General features: G+C 41.8%; 11 protein-coding genes. 8 read left to right on the top strand and 3 right to left on the bottom strand.

Going from position 1 to position 11,550, the window contains the following annotated elements; genetic code table 11:
- Positions 1-65: 65 nt before the first annotated feature.
- Entirely contained in the window at positions 66-143 is a 78-nt protein-coding gene (locus ACFE90_RS13120; protein WP_375501121.1) for a 2Fe-2S iron-sulfur cluster-binding protein, read from the bottom strand.
- A 4-nt stretch (positions 144-147) separates the two neighbouring features.
- Here ACFE90_RS13120 and ACFE90_RS13115 point away from each other — a divergent pair, with 4 nt between their 5' ends.
- Positions 148-705: a hypothetical protein gene (locus ACFE90_RS13115; protein ID WP_375501119.1), complete on the top strand. Its 558-nt coding sequence runs from the start codon at positions 148-150 to the stop codon at positions 703-705.
- Between the two features lie 87 nt (positions 706-792).
- Positions 793-1,140 carry a transposase gene (locus tag ACFE90_RS13110; RefSeq protein WP_375501117.1) on the top strand — a complete coding sequence of 116 codons (348 nt, stop codon included), beginning with the start codon at positions 793-795 and terminating at the stop codon, positions 1,138-1,140.
- 169 nt (positions 1,141-1,309) lie between these two features.
- Here the strand turns inward: ACFE90_RS13110 and ACFE90_RS13105 are convergent, their stop codons facing one another.
- Positions 1,310-1,504, bottom strand: coding sequence for a hypothetical protein (locus ACFE90_RS13105; protein WP_375501115.1), 195 nt, complete (start codon positions 1,502-1,504; stop codon positions 1,310-1,312).
- A 518-nt stretch (positions 1,505-2,022) separates the two neighbouring features.
- Entirely contained in the window at positions 2,023-2,364 is a 342-nt protein-coding gene (locus ACFE90_RS13100) for a carbohydrate porin (RefSeq protein WP_375501113.1), read from the bottom strand.
- Positions 2,365-3,332: 968 nt separating this feature from the next.
- On the opposite strand from ACFE90_RS13100, the gene ACFE90_RS13095 reads away from it, so the two are divergent.
- The 6 genes from ACFE90_RS13095 (at position 3,333) to ACFE90_RS13070 (ending at position 11,496) form a co-directional block, all read left to right on the top strand.
- Positions 3,333-5,063: a right-handed parallel beta-helix repeat-containing protein gene (locus ACFE90_RS13095; RefSeq protein WP_375501111.1), complete on the top strand. Its 1,731-nt coding sequence runs from the start codon at positions 3,333-3,335 to the stop codon at positions 5,061-5,063.
- Positions 5,064-5,444: 381 nt separating this feature from the next.
- Positions 5,445-5,612, top strand: a complete 168-nt coding sequence (locus ACFE90_RS13090; RefSeq protein WP_375501109.1) for a hypothetical protein — start codon at positions 5,445-5,447, stop codon at positions 5,610-5,612.
- 97 nt (positions 5,613-5,709) lie between these two features.
- Positions 5,710-5,874: a hypothetical protein gene (locus ACFE90_RS13085; RefSeq protein WP_375501107.1), complete on the top strand. Its 165-nt coding sequence runs from the start codon at positions 5,710-5,712 to the stop codon at positions 5,872-5,874.
- Positions 5,871-8,714, top strand: a complete 2,844-nt coding sequence (locus ACFE90_RS13080) for a DUF3131 domain-containing protein (protein ID WP_375501105.1) — start codon at positions 5,871-5,873, stop codon at positions 8,712-8,714. Before ACFE90_RS13085 ends, ACFE90_RS13080 begins: the two co-directional genes overlap by 4 nt.
- Positions 8,715-8,982: 268 nt before the next feature.
- On the top strand, positions 8,983-10,029 hold the full coding sequence (locus ACFE90_RS13075) for a hypothetical protein (protein WP_375501103.1): 1,047 nt from the start codon (positions 8,983-8,985) through the stop codon (positions 10,027-10,029).
- Positions 10,030-11,496, top strand: coding sequence for a DUF3131 domain-containing protein (locus tag ACFE90_RS13070; protein ID WP_375501101.1), 1,467 nt, complete (start codon positions 10,030-10,032; stop codon positions 11,494-11,496).
- Positions 11,497-11,550: the final 54 nt, after the last annotated feature.

Genomic DNA, 11,550 nt, shown 5'->3' with positions numbered 1-11,550 from the left:
CCCCAGCTAAGAGCCCCCTGCCCCTTGCCTCTATTGCAATGGTATATTTTTTTATTTGGAAGTCCCTAAGCAACTTCACCTTCGCGGATTTTACACATACAATTACTACAAACACCTACACGACAACTAAAAGGTGGATTAATATCATTGGCTTCAGTAAATTCTAGGTTAGTGCCATCACTAGCTTGTTATGTCAAAGTTTTCCCAGATTTGGCAAAGACAATTTTTGTAAATATCTCATCTCTAGTTGCGATGCTTATGTTCTTGCCAGGGAGGTTTAGGAGGTGTGTTCCACTCAGTACAGCCATAAATAATAGCCAAAACGGTTTAGCCAATGAAAATGAATATGACCAAGTAGGGCGTAACTTTTTTGCTCACCCCTGTATTTTTGGTGTTGGTGTTACCAAATCAGAGACAGGAATTGGCATTGGTTACAACATAGGTAATATCGTTTCTCTGGATTTCCCCACTTCTGAAAATCCTCAAGAACATATTGGTGGTTTTAGTTTGCTTTCACTCAATGGTGCTGGTTTGGGTGTGATTGCAGTTGACCTATTGCAACACCTCTATGGGCAAGAACTTAAGAATACCATGTATCAACTTCCAAAATTTTTGGGTATGATTGCCTTCTGTGAGAGTCTACCTAATGCGGAAAACATAATTACCTTAGTTCCAGAAAAAAAGATAACTTTGGCAGCCCTGTAGGGCATTGTTGCGTGAATAGGGAAAAATGGTAAATTTTACTTATCCCCATTTCACACCTACTTTGAGCATTGGGCGGCTAGTTTGATCATGAATACGAAAGCCAAGACCAGCTATAAAGTTCGTAACTGGAAAGAATACAATGCAGCGCTAAAGCTTCGAGGCAGCATTACTTTCTGGGTAAATGAGGAGGTGGTGGAGCAATGGCGAAACGAAAATAAAACCGGACGAAAGGGAGCCTCGAATTATTATAGCGACGTTGCGATCGCCACAATGGGGACAATTCAATCGCTATTTTATCTACCAGGACGACAAGCAGAGGGTTTTTTGGAGTCGCTGTTCACGCTCATGGGGGTTGAGCTAGAAGTACCGGATCACTCCACGAAGAAGGCGTCGTTTAAGCAAGTTGTCGGTTGTCGCAGCAAATTAGTAATTTGAAACCTTGCTGCATCCACTGAAGATATCTCGCAATGTCGGGTTGCTTGGTCGAGTCTGCTTCTTATTCGGTAATATCTCTTGCAATAAGGGTTCAAAAATTTCCCATTCTGCATCTGTGAGGTCGCTAGAATACGCCATTAGTAGTGGATTTTAGATGCTGAATAGTACCTTAATTCAAAACCTCATAAGATGTCAAATGGAATGTGTTTGCAAGACCCAGGACTCGCGGTTTGTGAATATCATTAGAACGCAAGGCAGCGATCGCTTGGGTAACAGAGTGATCTAGGCTATTAATTCCACTGGCGGTTAGTTCAGCAAAAAAATCTAGATCAGTAGCAGGATTGATGATGGCTTGAGAATTCATAGTCAAGTCTCCTTGATTGGGTGAATGATTTGAATATAAAAACAGAAAGGGAAGAAGTAAGGAAGATCAAAAAGTTTGGTTGAACTAAATCTCAGCTAGACTATGAGGCTATCTGATTGTATTAGACCCGAATGGCACTAAGAAAAGCTCTAAGCTATGGGGAGTTATGGGGAATAAGCCTCCAGCCTAAAGGCTATTTAACAGTCCCAAAGAAATTCTGTGCCCACATCCCAATACCGTGGGGAATAAGCCTCCAGCCTAAAGGCTATTTAACAGTGAAGGGATGGGTCAGGTGATGCCTGCGGCAACCCCTGGGCGTATATGGTTGCCTTGCAGATGCAGCATTAGTGATGAATGCGATAAAAGTACAGGGATTGTCCAAAAATTTCTTGTAGATAGGAAAAGCTTACTCGTTCATGAAATACTTTCTTCGATACGAGCAAGCAAACATCATAAATACTACTGTCGGCTATTGCCAAGCTAGGGCAAGATTACCAGAGCTAAAAAGAAAAGACTGTTCATAGCGTCCTTGTCATAATCGTGCCGTTAGTATCTTGATTAGCGGCATTGGTAATGACCTGAATTAAAGGTGTTACCCGAATATGGTCATTAATTGGGAAGTTGTAAAATGCTTCAAAGTTAGTTTGAGTAGCATTGCCAATATCTCTTTCAATAAATGGCTGTCCTGCGGCAATATCTGCTAAACACCCCGGCTTCAACAAGTCTCGGAACGCAACACCTGCCATCCAGTATTGAAGATTGAGATCCCCAAAATTAGTGTTACTGTAGTCGCCGTAGCCATAACGACCAAAAATCGCTAACTTTTGTAAAAGTGCGAATTCAAAATTAAGCCCTAACACATTAAAGCGGTTACTCAGGATATACCCACTACTATACTCGAGACGTACAGCCAGAGGTTTGGCAGGGGCATATTCAAGTTTAACTATACCTTGATAAGTATCACCGAATAAACCGCGATCGCCTACGGTGGAGCGTAGCCCATTGCCTAGATGGTCTGAAAAAACGACCCTGTATAGCTTTCAGGGTTTTTATTAGTTTCGCCTGATTTGATCATGAAGATACAAGCAATGAATTGGAATGAATGGTCTGGCGAATTTTCATACCATTTCTTTGTGAGGCTACGCCAAATTTTCTCGGCTTCTTATTTCTTTCTTTGTGTCCTAGCGGAAAGCATCGTTTCTTTAAAAATTTTTAGATAAACTTCATCAAATCCTTGCACAAAGCGCTCTCCACTCCCATATCACTCTGGAAATTAACAGGACTCCACCACGACATCTCCATAAAAATTTTGTCTTTGTTGTAAAAAAAAATAACTATATCCAGAGTATTTACTGATTTACATCCCTCGTGTAAAGGTTAGTTTTAATACATAAGTTCGCCGGACTCAGTGACACCTCTTATAACAGGTTCGACTAAGTTGTTACATTAGTTCCCTTAAGTTAAGGGGTAAACCTACTAAAGTTTCAACCAATTCAACTTTGACCACTCAACAAGCGCAGAGAAGACAGGAAAAGTCTCCGGCTTTGCGCTGCCTTGTCTGCGTACAAATTGTCCGATCACTTTCAATAAAAGACTAACGATTGACGGTATTAACATCCCTACTTTAACCATCAAAGGTTAATAGGATAAAAGTTTTCAGTTTTACAAAAGTGTTTCTACAAACGACGCGATTCCAAGTCGCAATCGCACAACTGCGACTGTCTTAAAAAGACTAGATAAATCATCCATTCAAATAACTACTTAGCAACATAGTTTATTGCTGAGAACGTACTACCAATTCACCTTACAAATATTCGGAGTTAATCTCATGGCTGGCAAAACATACTACGTTTCTGGAACAGGCAGTGATAAAAATGATGGCTTGAAGGAAGGAGCTGCATTTCGCACCCTCCAAAAAGCTGGAGACTTGGTAGCCGCAGGTGATACCGTCTACGTCATGAATGGTACTTACACAAATATTTACCCTAATATCCTGAGTATTTCAGATAAGCACGGTACCGCTAATGCGCCAATCACATTTACTGCTTATCCAGGACACACACCTGTTCTAGAAGCACACAAAAACAATTGGAATGCTGTCTCAATTACAGGCTCTTCTTATATAGTAATTGAAGGGCTGACGATGGCGGGAGCGCGAGATGAAACTACATTAAAATATGCGCTCCAAGAAAAAAATAATTTGGGTAATCCAGCAACATCTGGAAATGGTATTAATGTTACATATATTGATGGTGATAAAAAGCAGCATTCACATCACATCACAATTAGTAATAACAACATTTCTAAGTTTCCAGGAGGTGGGATTGCAACAACCCAAGCAGACTACATTACAGTAGAAAACAATGTCGTTTCTGGGAATGGTTGGTATTCTCCCTTTGGAGTTCAAGGGATTACAATGCTGAACCTCTGGAATTCTGATAATAATGTTACAGATTACAAAGTAATTATTCGTGGCAATACTTCCTTTGATAACAATCAGTTAGTACCTAGTGATGCAACGGGAAAAATACAAGAAGGTCATGGGGTGATGCTTGATAGAAGCTACATTGGCACTGAATTTTATGCTGGTAAAGCCTTAATTGCCAACAATTTAATCTACAACAATGGTGGCGCAGGTATTCAAATTTTTAAAGGACAAAACCCTGTAGATATTGTAAATAATACAACTTACAAAAATTCACAAAAACTTTTACTCGGAGAAATTTTTATTAACAGCTCTAAAAATGTTCAGGCATCTAACAATATTATGTATGCAAAGTCCGGAGCGTCTGCCAATTATATTGCTAATTCTAGTAATGTTTCATTTGACAATAACCTTGCTTACAACGGAGCTTTTAAAGGCACAGGATCAGGAAATGTTTTAAACAAAGACCCGTTGTTTGTTAATGCAGCGAATCATGACTTTAGGCTCAAATCTGGAAGTCCTGCGATCGATGCTGGTTCCAATGCCTTCAATAGCATTACTAAGAATACTCCCCTAGATGGCGATGGCAACGGCAGTGTATTGATTGATGCTGGTGCATACGAAGCCGCGACCAATAAGACTCCTATTACTAACAAAATTTCTCTTCTTAATGGCACTGATAATTCTGAGTACTTAAAAGGCAATGCCCCAGCCAACAAGATTTATGGGTTGGGGGGTCAAGACACTATCGTAGGTAATCTAGGAAATGACCAACTTTCCGGAGGCGACGGAAACGATACGCTATTTGGTGGTATCGGCGATGACCAACTATTAGGGGGCACAGGCAATGACCGACTTTATGGGGGCAATGGCAAAGATGTACTTACAGGGGGTTATGGCGCTGATACTTTTGTGTTGGCTTTAGGTGAGGGCACAGACTCCATTACTGACTTTGAAATAGGTAAGGATAAGCTTGCGTTGTCAGGTGGTCTCAAGTTCGGTCAATTGTTGATACAGCAACAAGGAAGTATTGCTTTGATTATGGATAGTTCTGACAATCAAGTGTTGGCGAGGTTGGATAATGTCACTGCAAGTATACTTTCGGCTCAACCTTCCACTTTTATCACTATTTAGTTGTGTCTTTTGATATCCCTCTTCCAATACGGTTCGGTTAACAAAGTTATCTGTTGAAGCGAGCTGTTATTAAGTAGGGGGAGAAGAGAAGCAGGGGAAGAGAAATTGCTTAATAACTCTCTTCCCTCCCCTGCCTCAAGAGCTTATCCGAACCATATTGATCCCTCTCCTAAGAAACAAGGCAGGAGGCAGAAAGCAGAAGGCAGAAGGGAAGAGGATTTGACTTGTTTCTTCCATCCATAACGGAAGCGAGCGCGTCCGTAAACAGCTTCTGTGAGTCTGCGGGAGGGAAATCTCTAAAAGCTTTATCAGTCAATCAATACAAGCTATCCTATTACAAAAACTTGGTTGTTGTATTTGTTATTAGAAAAAAATCTTGCGATGCCTGCGGCGGGCAAAGCCATCGCTTCGTATACAAAAGCTCTAGAATTCAGAAATGGCAAAATTTTTCGGAGAGTAACACAAGAGGGATATCAGAACAGAGCGATCGCATCAGTCGAGTGTATTCGGATTCGCTCTTTAGAGATTGTTGAGGGTTTTGGAGTCTGAATAGGCAAATAGAATAATACCCTAAGCATTTTTTTTGTCAATTTTTTATTTCTTTGGTTAGACTGAGTTTGCAATTTTCTTAGATCCGGAAAATTTTGTGTTCGCACTCGTCACTTACTTCGCAGTACTGCTCAAGAATATCCGTCCACCGGAACATCGGATCAAAGCGGCGCAAGAATTTCACTGGTTAGCGCGTGATTATACTGATGAGAATGAAAACTTTGTCACCTATGACGCTCCTAACTCTTTCTTTGCATTATGATATACAAACCCCGTCAACAAAAGCTGTTGAGATGGATTGCATTGTTCCTAATTGGGACATTTCTGCAATTATTGTTTTACATCCCGACACCAGTCTTATCTCAAAATTCCAGTAGTTGTGGCAATATTACAGCCCCGCTTACTCCTGAAGAACAAACTTATGCTCGTGCTGCTTGGCAGTATTTTGTCAAAAATTATCAGCCAGCAACGGGATTTACCAATTCTACTGGCGGTTATCCTTCTGGTACACTCTGGGATATGGGGAATTACCTGATGGCGTTGAATGCTGCACGCTGGTTAAATCTTACTGACCAAGCAGATTTTGATTCACGCCTCAACAAGTTTTTGACAACTCTCAACAGCTTAAAGTTATTTGAAGATACCTTGCCCAATAAAGTCTATAACGCAGCCAACGCACAAATAGTTGATTATGGCAATAATCCACTGGAGCGAGGTATTGGTTGGTCTGCTTTGGATGTCGGGCGAATACTTGCTGCGTTTGATGTTATCCGCACCTGTCACCCTCAATATAATGACTGGCTAAAAGGAATTGTAGCAAAGTGGCAGGTAGCGCGATCGCTCAAAGATGGACAACTTTTTGGAGCTGCTGTTCTCCCAGACAACAAAACATTATCGGTGCAAGAAGGACGACTTGGCTACGAAGAATACGCGGCTAGGGGTTATCAACTTTGGGGCTTCAACGCATCTAAGGCTATTTCTTTAGAACCATTTAAGCTAGTTGAAATTAATGGTGTGCAAATTCCCGTTGATACCCGTGACTTTCAAAGTACCAACGCTAATAATTACGTTGTTAGTGAATCTTATATCCTTGATGGGATTGAGTTTGGCTTGCAAGGTGAGTTAGCTGATTTTGCTGCTAGGGTTTTAGATGTGCAAAAACGGCGTTATGATACCACGGGGCAGTTGACTGCTGTCACAGAAGATAATATCGATCAAGCGCCTTATTTTCTCTACAACACTGTCTACGCCAACGGTGCAAACTGGGCAACAATCACCGATGCTAATCAACCTTATCCACAGTTTCGCAGCATCAGTACCAAAGCTGCTTTTGGTTGGCGCTATCTTTTTCCAGATAATCCTTATGCTCAAAAAGTTTTTGATGCTGTCAAGGATCTCCGCAGTCCTGATGATAGTGGTTACTATGCTGGTATCTATGAAGAATCAAAACAACCTAATAAAGCTTTGACAGGTAATACTAATGGGCTAATTTTGGAGATTTTATACTACAAAGCTAAGGGAAATCACCCTTTAATTGCTTCTAGTTCTGTAACTGTGTCTACTGGCAAGCCCAGTGAAAATGCTTCTCCTGCAACACCCTCAAATCAACCAGATTCTACTGTTACAACTCTGATCGCAAATCAACCAAATTCTACTGTTACAACTCCTAGCCCAACCCCTGCGGATACTTCTAAACCTACAGAAGTGGCTGTTGCACCCATTCCACCAGTGGATAGCCCCAAGTCCTCATCTAACCTCAAACTAGATCGACTACTGTCAGTAATTGAACGGCGTTATGCAGAGGCGGCTTGGCGATACTTTCAAGCGAATTATCACTCCAAGAGTGGGCTGATAGATGATCGCAGTGATTTCAAAGGTGCAACCCTCTGGGGTTTAGGAGATTATCTTGCAGCAATCCATGCAGCGCGATCGCTCGATATAATTACCCCCAAGGAATTTGACCAGCGCACCCGACATCTTTTAGCAGCCTTAACAAAGTTACCATTGTTTGCTGGAGAATTGCCGGGTCGGGGTTATGATACCAGAACGCTGCAATCAGTAGATTATGGTGGAAATCCAGTTCCAGAAGGCAACGGCTGGTCAGCTTTAGATTTAGGTAGAATGCTGGCAGCGCTTTACAACTTAAAAACTTGTCATCCAGAATACACGGCTGCCGTAGATAAAATTGTGCTGGATTGGTCATACTTGCGCGTGGTACGTGAGGGTATTCTCTCCAGTGCTACAACCGCCAAAGATCAAGAGGGGCGATCGCTTACCCGCATCAATCCTGAAACCCGCTTGGGTTATGAGGAATATGCAGCTCGTGCTTTTCAATTATGGGGGTTTAATGTTGATGGTTCTGCTGTTGGGGGTGAATATCAAACTGCCTCAGTAGAGGGTGTGAAAGTTCCAATCCAGCGTCATCGCAAGGATACTAAATCGAAAGTTAACCAATACACAGTTAGCAATCCATTCTTACTCTATGCACTGGAGTTTGGACTAGATCCACAAATGCGATCACTCTTTGAACCAATTTTTCAGGCGCAAGCTGAACGTTACCATCGCACTGGAACTCTTACAGCCTCAGCCACCACCTTAATTGATCGTAAACCTTACACTGTCCACAGCACAATTACTGGGCGGGGTGAGTCTTGGGTGGCCTTAGGAGATGACGGGCAAACTGTACCAAAAGGGCGATTGGTAAGTACAGCAGTCGCTTTTGCCTATGATGCCCTGCTTCCAGAAAACAAGTACAGTCAAGAGTTACTGCAAGGAACAACTGACTTATATAATCCATTAGCCGGATTTTATGAAGGTTTCTATGAAGCCACAGGTAAAACGGCAGTTGGTTTCACCAGCAGCACCAACAGTATGATTTTGCAATCCTTGCTGTACAAAGTCATGAATCGACAACCCCTAATTCGTCCGGCTACCAGCATGAAATCTCCTTGGTGGCAAGAAATTACAAAGGGAGATTCTGGGCGAGGTTTACCCAACACTGCAAAACAACGAGCCAAGTTAATTTCTGATAGTTCTGGAAGTTACTGGGTTTCAGGTAGTGAAAATACTAAGTTAGTAACGAATACAAAAGTTACAAAGTAAGAACGTCTTCCGATACCTGAAGCAGCTCCACCTACAACAAAGTAAGCTAATCGGCAGAGTTAAAAGTCAGACAACTTTTTGACTCTGCTTTTTAACGCCTATTTTGCGAAATCTTATTACACCTTGATTGAAATATAACTCACTGTAATTACAAAGTCGTGTTTGTTATTAATCAGTTGTATTTGGGAATACTTGTACATGATGCAGTTATTAGCTTGCACAGTAACTGACATCTCGATTCAAAATCCCAGGTTATTCCTTCAAATCTATGAACAAGGTACGACTGGCGCTGATGATGCTAATTTTACTAGGAAGCATCTTTGCGAGTAAAAATTTAATGGCGATCGCTGATGCCTCAAAGCAACTCGAAAACCGTAAATTAAACCAAACAACTTCCAATCCTCCTGTACTACTGGGACTATACACCCCAGATTACATCGGAAATAAAAGTACAATTGACAGCCAATTGCGTCAAGTCGATCAATGGGTTGGTAAGCACCATTCTATTGCTGGATTTTTCTTTGATATCGAAGACTCGAATCCTGCCTACAATATCCCAGTTTCCCTAGAACAACTCAAGCAAAACGGATACACAGCCTTTATTAATCTCAAATCCACTCGTTCAGCAGCGCAGATTGCTAAGGGAGACGTAGATAATTCTCTGCAAAAAGTGGCAAAAGCATACTCTGACTGGGCAAAACGAGGCGAGGGTCGTATTGCGTTTATCGCTCCGTTGCAAGAGATGAACATTCCCGGAGAAGCATACAGCAAAGACCCACAAAACTTCAAGTTAGCTTATCAACGTATCCAAAAAATATTTAAAGAAGCTGGTGTATCTTCACAGGCAATCCGTTGGGTATTTGCACCTAATGGTTGGAGTGAAAACAACGAACATCGCTTTGAAAACTACTATCCTGGGGACAAGTCGGTAGATGTCGTTGCCTTTAGTTCGTACAACTGGGGGTATTGTAGTAATTCTTCTTGGAAACACTGGAGTAGCCCAAAAGAAGTTTTTGAACCATATATCAAGCGGATGAAGCTTATGGCTGGCAGTAAGCCGATTTTCATTGCTCAAACAGCTAGTACGAGTAATACGCAAAATAGTTTGCCCAACAGTGCCAAAGACCAATGGTTACGAGACTCTTACACTCAGCTAGCTGGGATAGGTGTAAGAGCCATTCTTTATTTCAATATTAATAAGGAATGTGATTGGGCAATTAACAGCAATAGCGGCAAATCTGCTGGTTATAAAGACGCGGTAAATAATCCGGCCTTCGGCTATTTATCGCCTGCTGAGTTGGCAAAGAAAATATAAATGGCAACAAGCGGCATCAAAAGCATGATTTTGCAATCAGTTTTGTACGCAACGGCAAATCAACAACCCCTGCTTTGTCCAAGTCCGGCGACATGGCAATGTTCTCCTACCCCATCTATGATCATTGCTGCCCCTAATAACTTTAATCCTAATGTCCAAACACCAACGCCACCAACCGTTCCAGAACTGGTTGCTCCGATAGTCACGCCACTACCACAAAAACCAAAACCGACACCACCAAAACCAACCGCTACGCCAGAAAAACCTGCTACTCCAACGCCCACAACTTCTTTCCCACGATTGACTCAAGAAGCGGATAAAATTGCTGCGGGGCGGGCTTGGAAATATTTTGAGCGTAACTGGAATCCTCAAACAGGTTTAGTAAATTCGGTAGATAACTTGCCGTGGACAACTTGGTGGGATCAAGGTAGTGCCTTACTAGGAATTCATGCGGCTTACCAGTTAGGGTTATTGCCGCAAGATGTTTTCCAAAAGCGGATGAACACATTGCTACAGACGTTAGAAAAACTGCCGCTACCTGCAACTGGTTTGCCCAACAAAGCTTATAGCACCCGTACTGCCGAAATGCGCCGACTCAATGACACCCCCGATCCCAAGGGTACAAGTGGTTGGTCAGCTTTGGATATGGCGCGATTTTTATTAGGATTGCATGTTATGCGATCGCATTATCCAAAATATAGCGATCATATCAATCGCATTGTCGCTCGTTGGCATACATTGAAACTTGTCAAAGATGGTTGGTTAAATGGTGCCATTCCCAGAGCAGGCAAACTTCTCGAAGTGCAGGAAGGGCGATTAGGCTACGAGCAATACGCTGCTCAGAGTTTAAAGCTGTGGAATATTCAAGCTTCAAATGCTCTTTCCAATCCACCAATAAAAACGGTTGAAATAGATGGAATTAAACTGCAAACTGACGAGCGTAATTTCAAAAACTCTGGAGCTACTAACTACCTGACGAATGATCCTTATTTACTCTGGGGTTTAGAAATGGGTTGGAATGATGCTGTTAAGCCTCAAGTGCAAAATCTTTTCAAAGTGCAACAACAACGGTTTAAACGCACTGGGATTTTAACTGCTGTAAATGAAGATTCCTTAGATCGTCCTCCTTACTTTCTGTATTACAGTGTCTACGCCAATGGTCAACCTTGGCAAGCCGTAAACACCACGGGAAAAAGCTATCCCCAATTGCGGTTTGTCAGCACGAAAGCAGCATTCTCTTGGTTTGCGCTCATGCCAGATGAGCCTTACACGAAAAAGCTGCGAGACTTTGCTCAAAATTTATCCGATAAAAATCGTGGCTATCTTTCAGGGCGATATGAAAACTCCAAACTAGGTGTTAATGCTTCAGTTGACATTAATACGAATGCGATCGTTTTAGAAAGTCTGCTTTACCAAGCTAGAGGCAGACATCCTCTAGTGCTTGACCCTTCGGAAATTAAAAATTAAAACTTAAAGTAATTAAATTTTTAATTTTTAATGCTCAATTTCTAATTCTTTTAA

Origin of the sequence: uncultured Nostoc sp., from assembly GCF_964245445.1 — a bacterium.
In the GTDB taxonomy this organism is placed as follows: Bacteria; Cyanobacteriota; Cyanobacteriia; order Cyanobacteriales; family Nostocaceae; genus Nostoc.
Note: the sequence above shows the minus strand (reverse complement) of the source record. Positions and strands in the feature narration are given on the sequence as shown.

What these genes read in the sequence shown, in the direction of transcription:
- ACFE90_RS13110 (WP_375501117.1), top strand. Translation starts at nt 793, where the DNA reads ATGAATACGAAAGCCAAGACCAGCTATAAAGTTCGTAACTGGAAAGAA.
- ACFE90_RS13105 (WP_375501115.1), bottom strand. Translation starts at nt 1,504, where the DNA reads ATGAATTCTCAAGCCATCATCAATCCTGCTACTGATCTAGATTTTTTT.
- ACFE90_RS13095 (WP_375501111.1), top strand. Translation starts at nt 3,333, where the DNA reads ATGGCTGGCAAAACATACTACGTTTCTGGAACAGGCAGTGATAAAAAT.
- ACFE90_RS13090 (WP_375501109.1), top strand. Translation starts at nt 5,445, where the DNA reads ATGCCTGCGGCGGGCAAAGCCATCGCTTCGTATACAAAAGCTCTAGAA.
- ACFE90_RS13080 (WP_375501105.1), top strand. Translation starts at nt 5,871, where the DNA reads ATGATATACAAACCCCGTCAACAAAAGCTGTTGAGATGGATTGCATTG.
- ACFE90_RS13075 (WP_375501103.1), top strand. Translation starts at nt 8,983, where the DNA reads ATGAACAAGGTACGACTGGCGCTGATGATGCTAATTTTACTAGGAAGC.
- ACFE90_RS13070 (WP_375501101.1), top strand. Translation starts at nt 10,030, where the DNA reads ATGGCAACAAGCGGCATCAAAAGCATGATTTTGCAATCAGTTTTGTAC.